This window comes from Pseudomonas sp. B414 (genome assembly GCF_055408445.1).
In genome coordinates this window covers 158,878-179,450 of record NZ_JBUZTQ010000008.1, presented here as the reverse complement: position 1 = coordinate 179,450, position 20,573 = coordinate 158,878, and the positions used below count along the sequence as shown (strand labels likewise).

Here is a 20,573-nt window from a genome sequence, read left to right as displayed (position 1 = left end):
ATCAACTTATAGAGGCGAGTGACGACCATGTTTGCAACTTTTCGTACTGTTCTGTTTTTAGGGCTTGCTCAACTGATTCCACAGGCAGCGAATGCCGAATCAGAAGATCCGTCAAAGGCCCAGGTCAAGTTGAGTGATACAGGCAAGGCTGTTCACTATCGCGGGGAGATGGACAACGATGCAATAGCTCGGGTTGCAGCCTTGATCAAGGCCGCCGGTGGAACAGTGACGCGGCTGGTGATTGATTCGGGTGGAGGTGAAATCAATGGCGGTATGGATTTGGCCGAGCTGGTTCTTGCTCATCAGCTGGATGTAGAAGTTGAGCGTTTGTGCGCGTCTTCATGTGCCAACTATGTATTCCCCGCAGGCAACACCAAGCATATCCAGGAGGGTGCCGTAGTAGTGTGGCATGGCTCCGCAATTCAGGAGGAGGTTGGCGAAAATCTGGGCATTGAAAACATTCAAACGCAAGAGGGGGGAGAATTGTCGTTGGCAGAAAAGCGCTTGTTGCTGGATCAGAATCGGGAAAAAGCACGGCGCTATATTGCTGATGCGCGGCTCAGGCAGGGGGATTTGTTCAAGCGAATGGGGGTTGATGAGCGGGTCACGGTCGTCGGTCAGCAGCTAAAAGCGGCTGAAGAGTGGACATTGACTGTTGATGATATGGCGCGTTTCGGGGTCAAGAATGTTTTTGCGCCTGAATATTATGGTGAGGACATGCCGGATGTGATGCGCAAACGCGGGGTAAAGCTGCTGTACATGGAAGATTACCCGGACTACAAGCTTGCACGATGAGCTTGCCCGTGACGGATGCCTGTCCGTCACGGGCCAGCTTCAAGCGTTTTATGCCAGCGAGGTCCGCTTGCCGAAGAACATTTCGGTGATCAGGTCGTTATTGATCTGGTCGCCCTGCAGGGTGCGCACCAGCAGTTCACTGCCCAGCAACGGCAGCGACAGCACCATGGTCGGGTTGACCCGTTTGACCTTGGGCATGTTCCGGGTTTCGTTGACCAGCGCGATGATCTGGGTGTCGTCCCCGGCCACTTCCTTGGCTGCCAATATGGTGAACACGTTTTCTGCGTCGCTGTCACACAGGGTGACGATGTACTTGGCGTCGGCTGCACCGGCCAGCTTCAGGGTCGAAGCTGCCGACGGGTCGCCTTCAATGATGTCGGCCTTTTCTGGCAGGTCGTGCTGGCTGCCAGCGGCGCATACGACGGTGACATGCTCGCCGCGATCGCTCAGGCCTTTGTAGACGTTCTGTGCCAGTGAACCAACGCCGACGAGGATGTAGTGATTTTTACGGGCCATGTGGGTAATCCTGCCTTTAACGATTCGTTGGATGTTGTTGCTGATCAGCGGGCCGGCAATGGACGCCACCGAAATCGCGAAGATGGTGATGCCCAGGATGATCACCGTCAGGGTGAAAAACCGCGCATCGGTGGTATGCGGCACGATATCGCCAAAGCCCACGGTGGACATCACCACAATCGCGAAATAGAACGCTGACGGCAGATCGGTCACGGGCGGTGCAAAACCGTCACCGATATACAGCGTGCCCAGGGTGCTGTAGACAATCAGCGAAGCGATGCTGACTACCGCAAAGAAGCTGCCTGTGGCCAGGCTGTAGTGGTCAAAACGCCGCCAATAGAAGGCCAGTACCGCAATCGTGAACAGGGAGAAAAAGGTCACCCCGTCAGGCTTTTTCAGGATGAAGAAATCAACGCAGACTGTGGCAATCAGCAATAGCAGGGCGAAGAACCAGCTGATACGTGACTTGATCAACAACCCCAATGACATCAACAGCAGTACAAAGCCCACCACAAAGCCCGGGATTTCCAGCAAGGCCAAAAAGCTTAGCGCCTCCTTCCAAGTGTCAAATGAGCCGGATTTGGCAGTGGCGTGAGCCACGCCACGTTCCAGTACCGGCAAAAACAATAGAAAGCCGTTGATCGCTACCAGCAAGGCGACCCCATAGGCAAAGGAGATCCGATTTCTTACGTCCTGTAATAAAGTCATGGCACCTACGACGCGTCTGTTAAAGGGTGAAGGGAGTGTAGGTCAGGTTTTTTCGGCTGCCATGCGTGGATACGCTCAGGCCACATTGGCCGGCAACCTGTCGTACCCGCGAATATAGTAATTGGCCGCCGAAATCAGCCAGCACAGCACAAACATGCCGATGATCCAGTAGCCAATCTCGCCGAAGTTTTCGCTGATGGCATTGATTGGCGTCCATATTCCGCCAGTCAGTTCCAGCTTGTCGGCAATCAGCCCCAGGGCCTCGATACCGCCGATAAACAACGCCACTACCACCGAAGCGGCGGTGATGGTGATGTTGTAGTAGAGCTTGCGCACCGGTTTGGAGAACGCCCAGCCGTAAGCGCCAATCATTACGAAGTTGTCCAGCGAATCGATCAGCGCCATGCCTACCGCGAACAGCACCGGAAATACCATGATCGACCACAGGCTGATGCCGTGGGAGGCGCTGGTGGCGCTGATACCCAGCAGGCCGATTTCCGTGGCGGTGTCAAAACCCAGGCCGAACAGAAAGCCCACCGGGTACATATGCCAGCTTTTATTGACCAGGTTGAACACCCGACCAAAGATCCGCGCCATCAGACCACCCTTGTTGGTGACAATCAGGTCCAGTTCCTCGGGAGCCAGGGTATGGCCGGCCTTGACCTGTTTGAACTTCTTGTACACCGAGATCAGGATCACCAGGTTGAGCACGCCAAACAGCAACAGGAATACTGAAGACACCAGGGTGCCGATCAGGCCGCCGGTTTCATGGAACCACTCCATATCGTCCTTGAAGGCCATTGCCGTGACGGCAATGGCAAAGGAGGCCAGTACCACGATGGTCGAGTGCCCAAGAGAGAACCAGGTGCCCACTGCAATCGGTCGCTTGCCCTGTTGCATCAGCTTTCGGGTGACGTTGTCGATGGCGGCGATATGGTCGGCATCCACGGCATGGCGCAAGCCGAAGCCGTACGCCAGCAAGGCGGTACCCATCAGCACCGGGTTGTTGCCGAACTCGGCAAACGCCCAGGCCCATGCGAGGAGATTGGCCACGATCAAGCCGGTCAGCAGATAAATGGCACGACGCGTGGTGTTCGACGGTTCGGCATTTGTCAGGGGGTGGGCAATCGCGGTCATGGAAAGACTCCGGCAAAAGGATCGTAAGTTATTGGCGGTGGGCCGGCATCACGTCTTTGTTGGGCACCAGGAACAACCAGGAGGCCAAGACAAAGGGCATGGTCAGGGTGGGGATACCCACCGGGGCCAGTACTGTATTCAAGGCGCCCTGTACAAATACAGTGAAGATCACACCAATCAGGGTGTAAATCAGCACCCGCCAACTGGGTTTGTTGAACGTCGACCCTAGGGCGATGGCGGTCAGCACGGCACTGAAGGCATACAGGCCGTTGTTGATGCTGGCGTGTTCGGCCTGCAATACCGATGCCACCAGCATCGCCAGCAACGAACCGAAAAAGGCAAATACTGCCGCCCATAACGAGGACACCGCCAGCCCCGCCAGCAACAGCACGCTGCCGATCACACTGCTGAACAGGAAGACTTCGGAGATGCCATAGAAGGTTCCATCGAGCCAATGGATGCCATCGAACAGGTTGCTGTTGTGAGCAATCAGGTCATGGGGCAGGTTGGGCACGGGCAAAGATGCGATGTTCAGGCCGCCAAAAGCGTAGCTGGCCAGGAACATGGTCCAGGTCACCAGTACGAAAGGGGCGGTGAGGGCGGCAACTTTCCAGGTTTTGAGGATGTCGGCGATACAGATGGTGACGATTACCGAAACCACACTGCCGAGGATGACGCACAGCCACAGGGTGGGTGTGACTTCAAGAAAGGTCGGCAAGGCGGCGCCGACCAGACAACCGTTGTAGCCGTACAGCCCGGCTTTCCAGGACTTGCGGTCCTTGAGGTGCATGCCGGTAAACGTTGCCACCGCAGTGCCGAGCACGCTACCAAAGGCTACAGCCGGGATGCCCTCGCCAAATGCACCGACAAAGATCGCAGCAAAAAACAGCAGCCCGGTCAGCGGGTTATTCTGGAACATGACCTGGGCACAACCGCGCAGGGTGACGTCGATAAACTCAAGGGCGACGTTGCCATCGGCCACTTGTGACCATTTGGATGCTGCTTGCATGATGACTCTCCCGATTGTGTGCTTTCTGCCCGAGTCCCATTGATACCCTGTAGCCGCTGAGGAGCGTAGCGAGGCTGCGATCGGGCGCGAAGCGGCCGCAATATCAGACTGCTCGGTGAACCATTCAGACCGCGCGCTCAGGGTTTACGTCCGCTTCGCGCCCGATCGCAGCCTTCGTTCCTCGTCAGCGGCTACAGGGTTTACGGTTTATCGCCAAAGAAACTGCGGTTGCAGTGTCTTGCCCAGGATCTCTTCGCGGGCCACCTTCCAGAACTCGCGGACCTGCGCCTTGACTTCGCCACTGTCATTGCCCAGTACCTTGAAGATCAGGCCGCAGTCGTTGGGCAGGCGGGTCACGCCGCTGGCCAGGCCCGCAGTCATGTCGAACAATGCCGGGATGCGCTCGACAATCCGGTCGTGATGCTCCTTGGGTGTCAGCAACACCACGTTGCCAAACACGTCGAAGGTCTGCATCACGCCAATGGCGTCCAGGCTCTCCACCTTCGGTTCAAGAACGTACTTCTCGACAAACAGTTCGCGCCCCTCAAGGTTCTCGGCACTCACCCGCGAGGAATACACGTCAAAGCCGAAACGCTCGTCGACATGGTGGTACTTGCGCCCCGACATCAGGATTTCGCTATAGATCGCCGTGGCCGTGGGGTGGATCTTGATCCGGGTGTCGGTGATAAACCGCGCATTGCGATGGGGGATCAGCGGGTCGGGCATAAACTCCAGGTAGCCGTCTTCCTCGACCCGAAAGCACTGGATCTGCGAGGCGTAGTTGGCATTCATCGAGTGCACTTTGGTCGCTGACTGGGTGGTGACGTGCCCGCAGGCACCCACCCCCACATTGACGTCAGTGGCCAGGCGGTCACCCTGCAGTATGCAACCCGAGGTCGAAATCATGGTCACGCAGGGCAGTTCGGGCATTTCTTCGTCCCAATACAGGGCCCGCTGTACCAGTGAGGGAACGCGCCGCTCCATATCGGCCAGGATGCTGCGATTGCCGCGCTTTTCAAAACCCAGTCGCAAGTAGCCGCTTTTGCCCGCGGCGCCGCTGTGCATTTGCGGTGGCTCGTCCTGATACTGCGACAGCTCCGGCGCAGCGTTGCCCAGCGAGTGAGCGCGCAGCCGTGACGGGTTGTTCACGATCTGGCTCTGCGCTGTCATGCAGTGACCTCGCTCTTGGCAGTCGGTTTCTGGGCAAACAGGAACATGTGCTCGATCATGTCCACCAGTTCTTCAATACCCTGGCCGGTCTTGCAGTTGGTGAGAATGTACGGGCGATTGCCGCGCACCACTTTGGTGTCGCTTTCCATCACGTCCAGACTGGCGCCCACATAGGGGGCAAGGTCGATCTTGTTGATGATCAGAATGTCGGCCTGCACCAGCCCCGGACCGTTTTTACGCGGAATTTTTTCGCCTTCGGCCACGTCAATCACGTAGATATAAAAGTCGGCCAGGGCCGGGCTGAAGGTCAGGGTCAGGTTGTCGCCGCCACTCTCGATCATGATCAGGTCGCTGTCGGGGAATTTCTCTTCCATTTCCTCGACTGCAGCGATGTTCATGCTCGGGTCTTCACGCACGGCGGTGTGCGGGCAAGCGCCGGTCTCGACGCCAAGAATCTTGTCTTCGTCGAGAATGCCCTTGAGGGTGCGCTTGACCTGTTTGGCGTCTTCGGTGGTCACGATATCGTTGGTAATGATCAGCGGCTTGTAGCCGCGGTTGATAAGGATCGGCGTGATCACTTCGATGATCGCGGTTTTGCCTGAGCCGACCGGGCCGCCAATACCAATACGAGTAATCTTCTTCACGGGATCTTCCTTAACAATTAGGGGGGCTGATTGAGCGTCGATACGGATCGACACAATCCTGGTGTGTCAGTTCATAAACAATCGCACATGTGCTTTTACGTGTACGGCGGCGAGCACATCTACGATCGGGACATAGGAAGACATCTGCTCGATATCGCCGATTTCGGCAATGTCACAGAAGGCCTCGATGTCGTGGTTGAGTTCGAACAGGATGTGCTGGGTGTCCAGGTGAGTAACGCGCATCAGGCGCATGGCGGCGCTGAGAATGGTCATGGCCACACCGTACTGGTGCATCACCACCACTTCCCGGGCGCCGATGCCCTGGGTCGACATCACCACGGCCTGGGTCACGGGGTAGGTGCCCGCTGCGTTGCCGGCCTTGATCTGCTCCAGCCACCAGCGCACCAGGGGTTTTTCCACGATATGGATCGACATCTCGGCGAGTTTTTTGCCCATGCGCGTAGCCATCAGCCGGCTTTCTTCGTTGAGCTTGCGGTTATTCACTGCCCAGTCGGCGCGCAAAATCCCTTCGCGGTCTTGCGCCACCGCGGCCCGGTGCGCTGCAACGACACCCATGCCGTCACAGCTGGCTGCCTGCTTGAGTGCGGTGAGGACAAAACCCTTGAGGGTCGCGACATCGTGAACGATGCCTTTTTGAATGGCCGATTCCACGCCGTTGGAGAACGAAAAGGCACCGACCGGCAATACGGAGTCGCCAAACTGCATGATGCGAATTAGATCTGATGCGTTCATCTATGCGCCTTCTTGCCGGGTTCAGTGCTTATGGCTGTGGAACGTATGGCCGTTATCGTGACTGTGACTGTGACTGTGCGCGTCATGGCTATGCACGGCCTGGATCTTCAGGGCTGCGGCTTCCAGTTTGTCCTGCGGGCTGGCCACGTGGACGTGGGTGTCGGTTTCTTCGGCGCCGCCAAACAGCAGGCGTGCTTCGGAGGTGGTGAGCAGAGGCAGGATTTCAGCACCGCCGACAAAGGCATAAGGCAAGTGCTGGAAGCCGTGGGTGCGCATCACCGAGTCCATCATCTTGGTTTCGACGGTGAGGGGGATATATACCTCGTTGTTTTTGGTCACGGCTTTCCAGTGCTGGTTACCCAGCGCATGGCCCAGCTCGAAGCTGGTCTTGATCAGTACGTCCAGCGGTTGTTGCTTGAGTTCCTTGAGGTCGATGACCATCACGTCGCGCAGGTTCAACTGCACCACCACGGCCGTGTTGTTGGCTTCATCCCACAGCAGCACATCGCCGTCGGCCAGTACTACGTTGCGCTCCAGCGAGATACCCAGGTCGCGGCCGCCGAGGCTGGTGCGCCGGCAGCGGCTTTTTTGTGCTTCACGTTGGTCCAGTACCAGCAGGTCGATGTTGGCGCCTTCCAGTTTTTGCTTCCAGTTAGGGTCTTTCTTGGCGTTGCCCAGAATGTGTTCGATCAAAATCACGTCGCAAACTCCTTCCCTGAATCATGTGCCGGGCGTTCGCCGCCGGGGAGGATTAGCTCCCCCGGCAGCAACCCGTTCAGGCTTTAGCCAAAGAAATAACGCTGGTTCATGCTGGCTACATCAATGGGCTTGCAGGTGGCGTGTACACCGTCGACTTTCACCGCGAAGGTTTCCGGGTCGACATCGATATGCGGGGTCTGGTCGTTGCGTACAAGGTTCTTTTTCGACACGGTGCGGCAGCCGCGGACGGCGACCACCTGACGCTCCAGCCCGGCCTTTTCTTTCACGCCGTCATCAAAGGCAGCCTGGGACACAAAGGTCACGCAGGTGTCTTGCAGGGTTTTGCCCAAGGCGCCAAACATCGGGCGGTAGAACACCGGCTGCGGGGTCGGTAGGGAGGCGTTCGGATCACCCATGGCGGCCCAGTTGATCATGCCGCCCTTGATTACCATCTTCGGCTTGGCCCCGAAGAAACGCGGGTCCCACAGCACCAGGTCGGCCATCTTGCCGACTTCAACCGAGCCCAGCACATGGCTGATACCCTGGGCCAGAGCCGGGTTGATGGTGATCTTGGCCACGTAGCGCAGGACGCGGAAGTTGTCGTTGTCGGCGCTGTCTTCTGGCAGCTTGCCACGCGAGGCTTTCATGGCGTGGGCAGTTTGCATCACCCGCAACCAGTTTTCACCGACCCGGCCCATGGCCTGGGAGTCACTGGAGAACATGGAAATCACGCCCATGTCCTGCAGCACGTTTTCGGCGGCGATGGTTTCCGGGCGTACCCGGCTTTCGGCAAACGATACGTCGGCCGGGACGTTGGGGTTGAGGTTGTGACAGACCATGATCATGTCGAACAGCTCGGCCTGGCTGTTGATGCCGTAGGGCAGGGTCGGGTTGGTCGAGCTGGGCAGCACGTTGTTCTGGCTGGCCACCTTGATGATGTCGGGGGCATGACCGCCACCGGCGCCTTCAGTGTGGAAGGTATGAATGGTGCGACCTTCGAAGGCATCGATGGTGTCTTCGACATAACCGCATTCGTTCAGGCTGTCGGTGTGCACCGAGACCTGGACGTCGAACTCATCGGCTGTACGCAGCGAATGGCGCAGTGCGTTGGAGGTTGCGCCCCAGTCCTCGTGAACCTTGAAACCGGCCACACCGGCAATGACCTGCTCGACCAGCGGGTCGCGGCCAAAGGAGTTGCCCTTGCCGAGCATGCCGACGTTGATCGGCAGCCCTTCGAGCGAGCGCAGCATCTGGCGGATGTTCCACGGCCCCGGGGTCACGGTGGTGCCGTTGGTGCCGTCGGTTGGGCCAATGCCGCCGCCGAAGAAGGTGGTCACGCCGTTGGACAGCGCGTGATACGCCTGTTGCGGAGAGATCAGGTGAACGTGGGTGTCGATCCCGGCAGCGGTGAGGATCAGGTGCTCGCCGGAGATGGCATCGGTGCTCACACCGACCACCAGGCCGGGGGTTACACCGTTCATGGTGCCCGGGTTGCCGCTTTTACCGATCCCGGCAATTTTGCCGTCACGGATGCCGACGTCGGCTTTGATCACGCCCTGAATCGGGTCGATGATGGTGACGTTGGTAATCACCAGGTCCAGCACGCCGTTGTCGCGGGTCAGGGTGTTGTCCGAGCCCATACCGTCGCGCAGCGATTTGCCACCGCCGTATACAGATTCGTCGCCGTAACCGCGCAGGTCCTTTTCAATCTCGACAAACAGGTTGGTGTCACCCAGGCGGATCTTGTCGCCCGTGGTCGGGCCGAAAAGGCCTGCGTATTCTTTGCGTGAAATGGTTGGCATCGGTGGCTCCTTTCAAATGCCGCGCAGGCGTCAATCGCTCAACGGCGCGTGTGCAAAGTTTGAGAATGCGTGGGTTACTTGTCGTTGACCGGTTTGGAGAACTTGAAACCGTGATCGCGCGCGCGCTGGATGGCCTGGAGCTTTTCCGGGCGCTCGTGGTTGCTGGTCAACTTGTCCGGTGCCCAGCCATCGACCAGATTGTTGAAACCGTAAAGGGTCTGCTTGCCACCGAAAGGCACCAACGGCACTTCGATTTCGTCGCCCGGCTCGAAGCGGATCGCGGTGGTGGAGGAAATGTTCAGGCGTTTACCAAAGGCTGCTGCGCGGTCGAATTCAAGGGCGCGGTTGACTTCAAAAAAGTGGAAGTGCGAGCCGATCTGGATCGGGCGGTCACCGGTGTTGCGGACCCTGACATTGGTAACAGGGCGGTCTTCGTTGAACGAAATGGGTGTGCTGGCGTAGATGGTACCGCCCAGGGGCACATCGGCTTCATTGCCCTTGTGTACGCCACCGGGGTTTTTTGCGTGGGGGATGTTGTGCTTGGGATGGGTATCCTGGTGCGGGCCTGACGTATCCTTGGTGCTCATGACTGACTCCTCAAAACGTGGCTGTTTTGCGTTAACCGGGTGTGCTGCAGGCGGTTACTTGATCGGGTCGTGGACCGTGACCAGTCGGCTGCCGTCGGTGAAGATGGCCTCAACCTGGACGTTGGGGATCAGGTCGCTGACGCCTTCCATCACGTCATCCTTGGTCAGCACCTTGCTGGCCTCAGTCATCACGTCCTCAACCGTTTTGCCGTCCCGGGCGCCTTCCAGTGCGGTCACGGTGATGATGGAAACGGCCTCTGGATAGTTCAACTTCAAGCCGCGGGCCTTACGTCGGAATGCCACATCCGACAGGGTGTAAATCATCAGCTTTTCGACTTCTCTGGGGGTGAGCTGCATAAGCCCTCCTATCTACAGTGCGGTAAAAGTTAAAGTTCTGGAGTGCCGGTCAGGCGTACGCGCATGCAAAACACTCCACACGTCGGGTACGTGCAAAGGCCGGGGGAGGTTGGAGTGGGTTATTTGCAACTGACTGTCGTTTCATGGGCTCAACCGTTCAAATCCATTAATACGGGTGCGAGGCAGAGCCTAGACCAAAATTCCCGGCGGGCCAGTTGAGGGAGGGGAACGAAAAGAGAATCTTGACGTGGCTTGAAACGCTGCATAGTTGTTTTAAAAATATGTAAAACAAATACTTAGAGTGGTTATTTGTCCGTTTTTGTCGTCAATTGAGTCTAGGGACGTGCCATTTTTATTAGAGAAATCTTCATGTTTAGTGCGATAAATCATTTAAATGCGTGGGAAATATCCTTTTAAGACTGTTATTTTTCGTCTGGTAGCTTGTTGTTTTTAAACAAGTGCCGGTGACCGCAGTGATAGAGCGCAGCGTGCAACTGGTCATTGAGTTCGGTCAGTTGCCTGAGCATTTCCAGGCTCAGCCAGACATACGCATAGAAGGGCGTTTCGTTGATCTTGCCTTCCAGGCTCTTGAGTACAAGCTCATTCAAGTCGTGGGCCTTTTGCCGAAGTTCGCCACTGATCTGATTGTTTGAAATGCCCATGCACAGTTTGTTCTGCAACGACTCAAGGGCTTGCGGGATCAACTTATGCAGGCCGCTCAATGCAGGTTCGCTCTCGATCAGCAGGTGACTTTCGCGTGAAGACCAGTACGCGTCGATCATCAGGCTCATGGTAGCCAGCATGTTGCGGTGCAGGGTTTGCAGTGACTCGAATACCTGGGGCTTGAGATTGCTCTCGTTACTGGCCGCAGCGATGTAGGAGCGCAACTTGATCACGGCATCCAGTTCGTCCTTCAATTGGTCTTCAAGCTTGGGCCTTTCGGGGATCCGCGGGGAGAAGTAGGCAGAGTAAAGCGTGTTGATCTTGCCTAGGCTTTCGCTGAATTTGATCCGCAGGTCGGTGTAGGCCCGTTGCGGATAAATGCTGGTATAGAGCATGGCCAGCAAGGATCCCGCCAGCACGTAACCGCTGCGGGTGATGGCCGATTCCATGTCATTGGGCGGCGCGCAACTGACTACCGCCAGCGTCGCGCCGATCAGCAGGGCCATATAAGGGTGTTTGCCCAGGGTCAGGTAGCCGGCAACAAACATCATCACCGCGCACCACAACAGCATTAGCGGGAACGAATACATTTCCAGGTACAGCGACACCAGGCCGGACAGGGCACCCAGCACTGTACCGCCGGTGCGTTGCAAGGCCCGGGAAAACACATTGCCCCAGTAAGGTTGAGGCCCCATTACGATCAGCATGGTGATCAGGGCATAGGACGCGCCATCAAGCTTGAAAAAGCGGATGACGATAAAGGTAATCAGAAACGCGAGGCTGATGCGCGTGGCATGGATCCAGCGGTAATACTTGCAGGCCAGTCGTTCCAGATTTGAAATCTTTTTGCCCAGCTGCATAGAAACCCCAATCACTGTGATGGATTGGGCTGCCAGCGTAGTTCAGGTTGACCAGTGCCACCACTTCAGATGGCTCTAATTCAAGCGCCAGCGAGCAGGCATAAAAAAGGCCATTACCGTCATGGGGATCGGGTAATAGCCAAAAATCTCAACCAAAGAGAGCGTCAGGCGCAAACCTGACGGGCGGCAATGTATCAATGCCAATCTTAGTTAGCTAGCTAAGTGTGTGCGAAACTGTTTTACCTGATGCGCAACAATGGTGCATTGCGGGCTGACTAGGCAGGCCATGCGTTACCCGATAACCTTTGGGCCATGCAAATACCTGACTTGAATCTGCTGGTTGCCTTGAATGTTCTGCTCGAAGAAGGTTCTGTGGTGGGCGCTGCCCGGCGTATGAACCTCAGCGCTCCGGCCATGAGCCGTACCCTGACCCGTATTCGCGAAGTGTTGAACGACCCTGTTCTGGTGCGTTCTGGCCGCGGGCTGGTGCCCACCCCCAGGGCGCTGGAGCTGCGTGAGCAGGTGCGTGGTGTGGTCGAACTGGCGCACGGGGTGTTTACCCAAAGTCAGAACAGCGACTTGCGAGAGCTGGAGCGCACGTTCAGCATTCGCGCCAACGACGTTTTTTTTGGGGTTTATGGCGCAGCATTACGCCAGCAAATGGCCCTGGAAATGCCCAAGGCCACATTGCGGGTGGTGCCTGAGGGCTTTACCGATGATGAGGCGCTGAACGAAGGGCGTATTGACCTGACTATCTGTGCCACCAACCGCTTCAGTGCCGATATCAAGGTGCAACGGCTGTTTACTTGCCCCTTTGTGGGGCTGGCCCGGGAAGGGCATCCGATTTTCGATCAGCCGATTACAGCGCAGATTTTTGCCGGTTTTGACCATATCAGTGTGTCCCGTCGGGGTCATGCCCGGGGGCCGATCGATACGATTCTGGCCGAGCAGGGGCTGGAGCGGCGAGTGATGTTTACCACGCCGACTTTTTACTCGGCGATCTTTGCCCTGATCGGGGCCGACCTGATTTTGCCGTTGATGCCTCAGGTGCTGCTCAAGAACCTTGAGCCGCTGGGCCTTAAGTTGCGCCCGTTCGAGCTGCCGATCACTTTGCAGCCCGTGGATATCGTCCAGGCCTGGCACCCGCGGCTGGACAATGACCATGCCCATCGCTGGTTGCGCCGCACCCTCAAGACTTTCTGCGATAACGCGGTGGTTTAATTCGGACTTTGAGGGCGGCGCCAAACCTGTGGGAGCAGGCTTGCCTGCGATAGCATCACCTTGGTTTACCTGATAGACCGCGTTGCCTGCATCGCGAGCAAGCCCGCTCCCACAATGATCCCTGCAAACAGCAGATTTTGTGTACAGCATAAAAACTGTGGGAGCAGGCTTGCCTGCGATAGCATCACCTTGGTTTACCTGACCAACCGCGTTGCCTGCATCGCGAGCAAGCTCGCTCCACAGATGTTGATATCGGAAAACCATTGCGTCCGACGCACTCCACAGTTAGTTATTTATCAATTTTTATAACTATGCCAGCTGATTAAACTTTCTGTCATCTAATTGGACGACGGAGTCAGCCATGCATTGGCGGTTTGAACATGGGCGCGGTTCGGTCTCTGGGGCTGGGGTATGACCACGCTGGCCGCAGGTTCTGTACCTGCTCCCGCCATCAGCACGGCATTTGGCCTGCGGATTTTCACCGGGCTGCTCGGTGTGCTGCTGGCGGTGCTGGTCTCGGGTTTCAACGAAAATGTCACCAAAGTGGCCATGCCCGACATTCGCGGGGCGATGGGCATCGGCTATGACGAAAGCACCTGGCTGCTGGCGGTGTATTCGGCCACATCCATCAGCGCCATGGCCTTTGCCCCCTGGTGCGCGGCCACCTTTTCATTGCGCCGTTTTACCCTGTGTGCCATCGGCGCTTTCCTGCTGCTGGGCATCCTCTGTCCGTTTGCCCCCAATGTTGATGTGCTGATGCTGCTGCGTACTCTGCAGGGTTTTGCCGCTGGAGCATTGCCGCCCATGCTGATGTCGGTGGCGCTGCGCTTTCTGCCGCCAGGTATTCGTCTTTACGGGCTGGGCAGCTATGCGCTGACCGCCACTTTCGGCCCCAGTTTTGGCACACCACTGTCGGCCTGGTGGGTGGAATACGCAGGATGGCAATGGGCGTTCTGGCAGATTATCCCGCTGGGCCTGTTGTCGATGGCCTGCGTGGCCTGGGGCTTGCCGCAGGACCCGCTGCGTCTGGAGCGCTTCAAGCAGTTCGACTGGCGCGGCCTGCTGCTGGGCTTGCCGGGGTTGATCATGCTGGTGTTGACGCTGGAACTGGGCCAGCGGCTGAACGGGTTCGAGTCACCGATGATCCGGTTTTTTACCGTCGCCGGCACAGCCCTGATGGTGCTGTTCTTTATCAATGAATGGTCGCATCCGCTGCCGTTTTTCAAGCTGCAACTGCTGAAAATTCGCAATCTGGCCCATGCCTTGCTGACCTTGGGCGGTGTGCTGTTTGTGCTGCTGGCGGTGATCAGGATTCCGTCCAGTTATCTGGCTCAGGTACAGGGCTATCGACCTCTTGAGACGGCACCGGTGATGCTGATGGTGGCATTGCCGCAACTGGTTGCACTGCCGCTGGTGGTTGCCCTGTGCAACCTGCGTTGGATCGATTGCCGCTGGGTTCTGGCCATTGGTCTGGGGTTGTTGGCGTTGGCATGCGGTATCGGTTCGCAAGTCACCTCGGTCTGGAATCGGGAGAATTTTTACGGGCTGCAGGCGATTCAGATCATCGCCCAGCCCATGGCGGTGATCCCGTTGTTGATGCTGGCTACCGGTGGCCTGAACCCCTCCGATGGCCCATTTGCATCGGCCTGGTTCAATACGGTCAAAGGTTTCTCTGCAGTGGCGGCGAGCAGTGTACTCGGGGTGCTGACCCTTAATCGTGAGCACTTTCATTCGACCATGCTGCTCGATCGCCTGGGCAACTCGCCGCTTATCAGTACCGGGACCGATCTGGCACGCCGGATTCACCAGCAGGCAGTGGTGCTGACTTCTGCCGATCTCTATCTGTATATGGCCGCCCTGGCGCTGTTTTTGATTGTGTTAATCCCTTTTGGCCCTACGCGGATCTATGCGCCGGGCACACCTGTCGGAGTTTTGAAATGAGTACAACAAGCGGGCGCAAGCCCTGGGTCATGGTCGGCGCGGCTGTGCTGGCAGTTGTCGTGCTGTACGGGCTGTGGCGGCTGGTTTTTGCCACGGGCACGGTGCAGAGCACCAATGATGCATTTGTCAGCGCCGATTACACCCTGATCGCACCCAAGGTTGCAGGTTTTATCGACGAGGTACTGGTGCAAGACAACCAGCCGGTCAAGGCCGGGCAATTGCTGGCGCTGATCGACCCGCAGGACTACCAGGCCGCTGTGCAGGCGGCGCAAGCCAGCGTGGCCACGGCCCTGGCCCAACACTCCAATGCCCTGGCGATGCTGGAGCGTCAACGCTCGCTGATCGAGCAGGCCAAGGCCACGGTGGATGCCGATGTAGCTCAGGTCGAGTTTGCCAGCCATGAGCTGCAGCGCTATGAGCATTTGGCGGGGCAGGGGGCAGGTACGCTACAAAACTCCCAGCAGGCGAAAAACCGCTCGCTGACGGCGCGGGCCGAACTGGCCCAACACAAGGCCGCGCTGGAAGCCGCCCGCCAGCAAACCCGCGTATTGGCCGCCCAGGCCACTGCCGCGCAAGCCTCGGTGGAGTATGCCCAGGCGCTACAGGCGCGAGCCGAACTGGACTTGTCGCACACCCGTCTGGTGGCGCCCTTTGACGGCGTAGTGGGGCGGCGCAGCGTGCGGCTTGGCGCTTATGTCAAACCCGGTGACACCGTGTTGGCCGTGGTGCCTTTGGCCAACGCCTATGTGGTTGCCAACTTTCTCGAACACCAGTTGACCCATATGCAGGCCGGGCAGCGCGTGACGATCAAGGTCGACAGTTTTCCCGGGCAGACCCTGCAAGGCACCGTCGACAGTATTGCCCCGGCCACCGGGGTGACGTTCTCGGCCATTGCCCCGGATAACGCCACGGGTAACTTCACCAAGGTGGCGCAGCGCATTGCGGTGAAGGTCACCCTGGATCAGGGTCAGCTACTGGCCAGCCAATTGCGCCTGGGAATGTCCGTGGATGCGGCCATCGACACCGCGGCGGCTCACGATCAGCAGGTCAGCGCCCGATGAAAAACAGTGTAGTGGCCTGGGCTGTGGCCTGTTACAGCGTGTTTAACCTCAGTGGTTGCGTGGTGGGCCCGGACTTCAAGGCGCCGGTGCCCGAGCTCGCCGCGAACTGGGCGCCGGTGGTGACTGAAGACGGGCATAGTCGCGCCGTTGAGTCGGCAGTAGACCCGCGCTGGTGGGAGCGTTTTGGCGACCGGCAATTGTCGGCCCTGGTGCGTGAGGCGCAACAGCGCAACCTGGATGTGCAAATGGCGGCTAGCCGCCTGCAGCAAAGCCTTGCGATACGCCGTCAGGTAAGCGCTGACACCTTGCCCGAAGTAGAGGGTACGGCGGCTTACAGTCGTAGCCGCAACAGCCACAAAGGCTTGAATGACCCCTCGGGGTACAGCGGCAAGCAGGCCTTCAATCTGTGGAATGGCGGCCTGGGATTCAGTTGGGAGGCCGATCTGTGGGGCCGGGTAAAACGCTCGGTCGAAGCAGCCGATGCCTCGGTGCAGATGGCGGCTGAGGATCGTCACGGCGTGCAATTGCTGGTAATCGTGCAGACGGCGCAAGGCTATATACAGTTGCGCAGCGCCCAACAGTCGCTTGCGGTGGTGGAGCAAAACCTGCAAATCGCCCGACGCAGCCTGGAACTGACCCAATTGCAGGTCAGGGAGGGGGTGGCCACGGATTTGCAAGTGTCGGAAGCCGCCGCCCAAGTGGCCGAAATCGAAGCACGGCTGGCACCCTTGCAGCAACGCAGTGCCCAGTTGATCAACGCCCTGAGCCTGCTGCTGGCCCGAGAGCCCCGAGCCTTGCAGCAGCAATTGAGTACCGTGGAGCCAGTACCGGCCTATGGTGCGGATGTACCGATTGGCCTGCCCAGTGAACTGGCGCAGCGACGTCCCGATATCCGTCGTGCCGAAGCGCAATTGCATGCCGCCACGGCGGCGATTGGCATGGCAAAAGCTGACTTTTATCCGCGTATCACCTTATCGGGCAGCCTTGGGTTTCAAGCCATGCAACTGTCCGACCTGGGCAGTTGGGGTTCGCGCAGCTTTGCTTTCGGACCGGGCTTGAGTGTGCCGATATTCGAAGGCGGGCGTTTGCAGGGCGCCTTGCAATTGCAGGAAGGGCGTCAGCAAGAGGCAGGCATTGCCTACCAGAAAACCGTGCTGGGCGCCTGGCATGAAGTGGACGATGCACTGGTGGCATATCAGGCCAGCCAGCGTCGGCGTGACAGCCTGCAGAATGCGGTGATGCATAGCCAGCGGGCACTGGACAGCGTTCATCAGCAGTACGCCCAGGGCACGGTGGATTTTCTCAACGTGCTGACCGTGCAAAACGCGCTGCTGGCCAACGAAGCGGCATTGGTGGACAGCACGGCGCAGGTGTCGCTGTCACTGGTTGAACTGTACGGTTCGTTGGGTGGCGGGTGGCAAGGCTAGTTGCCAGGTGCTTTTGGTGGGAGCGGGCTTGCTCGCGATTGGATCGACGCGGTTTCACTTCAAAACCACAGCGCCTGCATCGCGAGCAAGTCGAGTCGTCGCACCGCCGCTCCCACAGGTTTTTTGCCAGTGGCTTCCACAGGATTTGCTATGCTCGCGCCCTCGACCGCAAGCGCCAATATAGGCGTGTCCAGTTCATATTGAGCCTATTTATGTCTGCCGATACTCAAGCCACAACGGTGCGTTTTTCCCGTTCCGACTATAGAACCCTGGGCCTGGCGGCCCTGGGCGGGGCGCTGGAGATCTACGATTTCATCATTTTCGTGTTCTTTGCCCTGACCCTCAGTCAGCTGTTTTTCCCACCGGACATGCCGGAATGGCTGCGCCTGCTGCAAAGCTTCGGCATTTTTGTAACCGGCTATCTGGCACGCCCGCTGGGCGGGATTCTGATGGCCCACTTTGCCGATCATCTGGGGCGCAAACGGGTGTTCAGCCTGAGCATCCTGATGATGGCGCTGCCGTGTCTGTTGATCGGCATCATGCCCACTTACGCCGATATCGGTTATTTCGCGCCGCTGATTCTGTTGGCCCTGCGCATCCTGCAGGGCGCTGCGGTCGGCGGTGAGGTGCCCAGTGCCTGGGTCTTCGTGGCCGAGCACGCACCTGCCGGCCGCCGCGGCTTTGCCCTGGGTTTTTTGCAGGCCGGCCTGACCTTTGGCTACCTGATTGGCGCCTTGACTGCGACCCTGTTGGCACAACTGTTTACCCCGGCGGAAATCCTCGATTACGCCTGGCGTTTTCCGTTCCTGCTGGGTGGTGTCTTTGGCGTGATCGGGGTGTGGTTGCGCTGCTGGCTCAGTGAAACCCCAGTGTTTCTGGCCTTGCGCGAACGCAAGGAAGGCCGGGCCGAGTTCCCCCTGCGTACGGTATTGCGTGATCACCGGTCCTCATTGCTGCCGGCGGCGTTACTGACCTGTGTCCTGACCAGTGCCGTGGTGGTGTTTGTCGTCATTACCCCGACCGTGATGCAGCAGCGCTTTGGCATGACCGCCAGCCACACCTTTGCCCTGAGCAGCATGGGCATTGTGTTTTTGAATATCGGCTGTGTACTGGCCGGGCTGGTTGTCGATCGCATCGGCGTATGGCGCAGTATCGCGTTGTACAGTGCGCTGCTGCCGCTGGGTATCGGCCTGCTGTACGCCAGCCTGGTCGGGCAGTGGGCATTGCCCGGCCTGGCCTATGCATTCGCCGGCCTGACCTGCGGCATTGTGGGGGTGGTGCCATCGGTGATGGTGGGGCTGTTTCCGGCGCCGATTCGTGTCTCGGGTATTTCGTTCACTTACAACATCGCCTACGCGCTGTGGGCCAGCACCACACCGTTGCTGCTGATTGCGCTGATGCCGTGGAGCCCGTGGGTGTGCGTGGCGTTCTGCGCGATGATGGGTCTGGTCGGTTGGCTGACCGCCCGGCGCTACGGTTTAAGCGGCGCTACCCAGGTTGAGAAGCGTTTGTTGGCCAAGGCCGAAATGTAGCGGGGCGACCTTCTGTCATCGCAGTGATTGCTGGCTTTAATAGGAAGCATTACTATTCGCGCCCCACCTGTGCAGTTGCCTGCGATGACTCAGAAAGTGCCCCGCAGAACGGGCTTCTTTGAACATTATGAAGAGTTGATCGGTACCTGGACCCGGCGCCTGCGCAATCGGCAGCAGGCGCAAGACCTGGCCCATGACACCTTTGTCCGTGTGCTCGAATCCAACCCGGATGCGGTTGAGCAGCCGCGCGCCTATTTGCACCAGACTGCACGCAATATCGCGGTGGACAGTTTTCGTCGTGAAGAGTTACGCGACGCCAAGGAGCTGGCTGCCGTTCCCCCAAGTTCGTCGGCAACCGGCGATCCGGAGCAGTATATGCGCGCTATCCAGTTGGCTGAGTTGGTCGAAAGGGCTTTGCAGGAACTGCCGCTCAATTGCCGCAAGGTGTTTGTCTGGCAAAAGATCGAAGGCCTGACTCAGGCTGAAATTGCCGAGCGCCTGGGACTGTCCAGAAACATGGTGGAAAAGTATATGATCCGTACCCTGCGCCATCTGCGTGAACGTGTAGAGGCTCCGTGATGACATCGGTAAAGGATTGCATGATGGATACACGCGAATGCACGTGTGACAGCGCAAGCGTGCGTGACGCGGCTGCGATCTGGTTCACCCGTGTTCAGGCGCAAACCCTGAGCGCGGGCGAGCAGGCCGAATTCGAGGCCTGGCGTACGCAGCACGCCAATCATGATGCGGAGTACCAGTGGCTGGCCAGCTTGTGGTCCGCCGCCGACCTGTTGCCCAAGGAGCGCTTGCAGGCGCTGTGCAAAGTGCCCGTGGCGCGGCCCAAGCGTCGCTCGGTGCTTGCCTACGGGCTGGCAGCGAGCCTGATCGTGATAGCGGCCGGGGCGGGTGTGTGGATGCAACTGCAGTCCTCGGCAGGCTATCAGGCCGAATTTGCCACGGTGCTGGGCGAGCGCCGCAGTGTTGATTTGCCTGATGGCTCGAGCATTGAGCTCAATGGCCGCAGCCTGGTGCGCGTCAGCTTTGCGCGCGAGCAGCGCAGTGTCGAGCTGGTGCAGGGTGAGGGCATGTTCAGCGTCGCCCACGATCCGGACAGGCCCTTTGTGGTTCAGGCCGGGGCCGGTCGTGTAACCGTCACCGGCACCCGTTTTGACGTGCTGCGTGACGGCGAGCAGGCGCGGGTTGCGGTGGAGTCGGGGCATGTACGGGTGCAGGGTGCCAATCCGCAAGCGCAGGTCAGCCTGACGGCGGGCCAGGGTACAGTTGTCGATGCCCAGGGCCAGGTGGCGGCCGTGCAGGCAGTCAATACTGGGGCGCTGACGGCCTGGCGCAAGGGCCAACTGGTGTTTGAAGACGCCAGCCTTGGCGAAGTGGCCGCAGAGGTATCGCGCTATCGCGACAAACCGCTGCACGTCAGTACCCCTGCGTTGGCGCAAATGCGCCTTTCCAGCGTGTTCAAGACTGATGACACCGATGCATTGCTCAAGGCCTTGCCGCAGATCCTCCCGGTGGCCATCAAGACCCGTGCAGATGGCAGCCAGGAAATCATCGCGAAAAAATAATTGCACAGGGGATTCAGGTTTTTTTCGAGTTCTTCGTCTTCTTGATCAACTGCAACTGGTTTGCATTAACAGTCGCACTCAAGTGCGATCAACAGGGCAAGACTCGACGTG

18 protein-coding genes and 1 pseudogene are annotated in these 20,573 nt (G+C 58.5%); 8 read left to right on the top strand and 11 right to left on the bottom strand.

Going from position 1 to position 20,573, the window contains the following annotated elements:
- Nucleotides 1-27 precede the first annotated feature (27 nt).
- Nucleotides 28-795, top strand: coding sequence for a hypothetical protein (locus ACZRMH_RS09975; RefSeq protein WP_464013292.1), 768 nt, complete (start codon nt 28-30; stop codon nt 793-795).
- 48 nt (nt 796-843) lie between these two features.
- Here ACZRMH_RS09975 and kch read toward each other — a convergent pair whose 3' ends face one another.
- From kch to ACZRMH_RS09920, 11 genes and pseudogenes are all read right to left on the bottom strand, one after another.
- Entirely contained in the window at nt 844-2,019 is a 1,176-nt protein-coding gene (kch, locus tag ACZRMH_RS09970; RefSeq protein ID WP_464013291.1) for a voltage-gated potassium channel protein, read from the bottom strand.
- A gap of 75 nt (nt 2,020-2,094) precedes the next feature.
- Nucleotides 2,095-3,156 carry a HoxN/HupN/NixA family nickel/cobalt transporter gene (locus ACZRMH_RS09965; protein WP_464013290.1) on the bottom strand — a complete coding sequence of 354 codons (1,062 nt, stop codon included), beginning with the start codon at nt 3,154-3,156 and terminating at the stop codon, nt 2,095-2,097.
- A gap of 28 nt (nt 3,157-3,184) precedes the next feature.
- Complete coding sequence (yut, locus tag ACZRMH_RS09960) at nt 3,185-4,165, bottom strand: urea transporter (RefSeq protein ID WP_464013289.1); 981 nt, start codon at nt 4,163-4,165, stop codon at nt 3,185-3,187.
- A 207-nt stretch (nt 4,166-4,372) separates the two neighbouring features.
- Nucleotides 4,373-5,335, bottom strand: a complete 963-nt coding sequence (locus ACZRMH_RS09955) for an urease accessory protein UreD (RefSeq protein WP_464013288.1) — start codon at nt 5,333-5,335, stop codon at nt 4,373-4,375.
- A complete protein-coding gene (gene ureG, locus ACZRMH_RS09950; RefSeq protein ID WP_464013287.1) occupies nt 5,332-5,979 on the bottom strand; it encodes an urease accessory protein UreG in 648 nt (215 codons plus the stop codon). The genes ACZRMH_RS09955 and ureG overlap by 4 nt, the downstream gene beginning before the upstream one ends.
- A 66-nt stretch (nt 5,980-6,045) precedes the next feature.
- Nucleotides 6,046-6,732 (bottom strand): urease accessory protein UreF, encoded by a 687-nt coding sequence (locus tag ACZRMH_RS09945; RefSeq protein WP_464013286.1) that lies wholly within the window; start codon nt 6,730-6,732, stop codon nt 6,046-6,048.
- Nucleotides 6,733-6,753: 21 nt separating this feature from the next.
- Nucleotides 6,754-7,431: an urease accessory protein UreE gene (locus ACZRMH_RS09940; protein ID WP_464013285.1), complete on the bottom strand. Its 678-nt coding sequence runs from the start codon at nt 7,429-7,431 to the stop codon at nt 6,754-6,756.
- Nucleotides 7,432-7,514: 83 nt separating this feature from the next.
- A complete protein-coding gene (locus ACZRMH_RS09935) occupies nt 7,515-9,233 on the bottom strand; it encodes an urease subunit alpha (RefSeq protein ID WP_464013284.1) in 1,719 nt (572 codons plus the stop codon).
- A 185-nt stretch (nt 9,234-9,418) separates the two neighbouring features.
- Nucleotides 9,419-9,679, bottom strand: a pseudogene (locus ACZRMH_RS09930) (urease subunit beta); the annotation flags it as partial.
- A 195-nt stretch (nt 9,680-9,874) separates the two neighbouring features.
- Nucleotides 9,875-10,177, bottom strand: a complete 303-nt coding sequence (locus tag ACZRMH_RS09925; RefSeq protein ID WP_464013283.1) for an urease subunit gamma — start codon at nt 10,175-10,177, stop codon at nt 9,875-9,877.
- Nucleotides 10,178-10,599: 422 nt separating this feature from the next.
- Nucleotides 10,600-11,700 carry an FUSC family protein gene (locus ACZRMH_RS09920; protein WP_464013282.1) on the bottom strand — a complete coding sequence of 367 codons (1,101 nt, stop codon included), beginning with the start codon at nt 11,698-11,700 and terminating at the stop codon, nt 10,600-10,602.
- 312 nt (nt 11,701-12,012) lie between these two features.
- Between ACZRMH_RS09920 and ACZRMH_RS09915 the strand changes: the two genes are divergently transcribed.
- The 7 genes from ACZRMH_RS09915 (at nt 12,013) to ACZRMH_RS09885 (ending at nt 20,462) form a co-directional block, all read left to right on the top strand.
- Nucleotides 12,013-12,921, top strand: a complete 909-nt coding sequence (locus tag ACZRMH_RS09915; protein WP_464013281.1) for a LysR family transcriptional regulator — start codon at nt 12,013-12,015, stop codon at nt 12,919-12,921.
- A 411-nt stretch (nt 12,922-13,332) separates the two neighbouring features.
- Nucleotides 13,333-14,862 (top strand): MFS transporter, encoded by a 1,530-nt coding sequence (locus ACZRMH_RS09910; protein WP_464013280.1) that lies wholly within the window; start codon nt 13,333-13,335, stop codon nt 14,860-14,862.
- On the top strand, nt 14,859-15,923 hold the full coding sequence (locus ACZRMH_RS09905) for an HlyD family secretion protein (RefSeq protein ID WP_464013279.1): 1,065 nt from the start codon (nt 14,859-14,861) through the stop codon (nt 15,921-15,923). Before ACZRMH_RS09910 ends, ACZRMH_RS09905 begins: the two co-directional genes overlap by 4 nt.
- Complete coding sequence (locus ACZRMH_RS09900) at nt 15,920-17,350, top strand: efflux transporter outer membrane subunit (protein ID WP_464013278.1); 1,431 nt, start codon at nt 15,920-15,922, stop codon at nt 17,348-17,350. The genes ACZRMH_RS09905 and ACZRMH_RS09900 overlap by 4 nt, the downstream gene beginning before the upstream one ends.
- Nucleotides 17,351-17,562: 212 nt before the next feature.
- Complete coding sequence (locus ACZRMH_RS09895) at nt 17,563-18,882, top strand: MFS transporter (RefSeq protein ID WP_464013277.1); 1,320 nt, start codon at nt 17,563-17,565, stop codon at nt 18,880-18,882.
- Between the two features lie 84 nt (nt 18,883-18,966).
- The gene (locus ACZRMH_RS09890; RefSeq protein WP_464013276.1) at nt 18,967-19,461 is read left to right on the top strand and encodes a sigma-70 family RNA polymerase sigma factor; all 495 of its coding nucleotides are present in this window, start codon (nt 18,967-18,969) and stop codon (nt 19,459-19,461) included.
- A 23-nt stretch (nt 19,462-19,484) separates the two neighbouring features.
- The gene (locus tag ACZRMH_RS09885) at nt 19,485-20,462 is read left to right on the top strand and encodes a FecR family protein (RefSeq protein WP_464013275.1); all 978 of its coding nucleotides are present in this window, start codon (nt 19,485-19,487) and stop codon (nt 20,460-20,462) included.
- Nucleotides 20,463-20,573 lie beyond the last annotated feature (111 nt).

Bases quoted from the DNA above. Each gene is read 5' to 3' on its own strand.
- yut (WP_464013289.1), bottom strand. From the start codon at position 4,165: ATGCAAGCAGCATCCAAATGGTCACAAGTGGCCGATGGCAACGTCGCC.
- ACZRMH_RS09935 (WP_464013284.1), bottom strand. From the start codon at position 9,233: ATGCCAACCATTTCACGCAAAGAATACGCAGGCCTTTTCGGCCCGACC.
- ACZRMH_RS09915 (WP_464013281.1), top strand. From the start codon at position 12,013: ATGCAAATACCTGACTTGAATCTGCTGGTTGCCTTGAATGTTCTGCTC.
- ACZRMH_RS09945 (WP_464013286.1), bottom strand. From the start codon at position 6,732: ATGAACGCATCAGATCTAATTCGCATCATGCAGTTTGGCGACTCCGTA.
- kch (WP_464013291.1), bottom strand. From the start codon at position 2,019: ATGACTTTATTACAGGACGTAAGAAATCGGATCTCCTTTGCCTATGGG.
- ACZRMH_RS09910 (WP_464013280.1), top strand. From the start codon at position 13,333: ATGACCACGCTGGCCGCAGGTTCTGTACCTGCTCCCGCCATCAGCACG.
- ACZRMH_RS09885 (WP_464013275.1), top strand. From the start codon at position 19,485: ATGGATACACGCGAATGCACGTGTGACAGCGCAAGCGTGCGTGACGCG.
- ACZRMH_RS09895 (WP_464013277.1), top strand. From the start codon at position 17,563: ATGTCTGCCGATACTCAAGCCACAACGGTGCGTTTTTCCCGTTCCGAC.
- ACZRMH_RS09925 (WP_464013283.1), bottom strand. From the start codon at position 10,177: ATGCAGCTCACCCCCAGAGAAGTCGAAAAGCTGATGATTTACACCCTG.
- ACZRMH_RS09975 (WP_464013292.1), top strand. From the start codon at position 28: ATGTTTGCAACTTTTCGTACTGTTCTGTTTTTAGGGCTTGCTCAACTG.
- ACZRMH_RS09920 (WP_464013282.1), bottom strand. From the start codon at position 11,700: ATGCAGCTGGGCAAAAAGATTTCAAATCTGGAACGACTGGCCTGCAAG.
- ACZRMH_RS09900 (WP_464013278.1), top strand. From the start codon at position 15,920: ATGAAAAACAGTGTAGTGGCCTGGGCTGTGGCCTGTTACAGCGTGTTT.
- ACZRMH_RS09890 (WP_464013276.1), top strand. From the start codon at position 18,967: ATGACTCAGAAAGTGCCCCGCAGAACGGGCTTCTTTGAACATTATGAA.
- ACZRMH_RS09905 (WP_464013279.1), top strand. From the start codon at position 14,859: ATGAGTACAACAAGCGGGCGCAAGCCCTGGGTCATGGTCGGCGCGGCT.
- ACZRMH_RS09965 (WP_464013290.1), bottom strand. From the start codon at position 3,156: ATGACCGCGATTGCCCACCCCCTGACAAATGCCGAACCGTCGAACACC.
- ACZRMH_RS09955 (WP_464013288.1), bottom strand. From the start codon at position 5,335: ATGACAGCGCAGAGCCAGATCGTGAACAACCCGTCACGGCTGCGCGCT.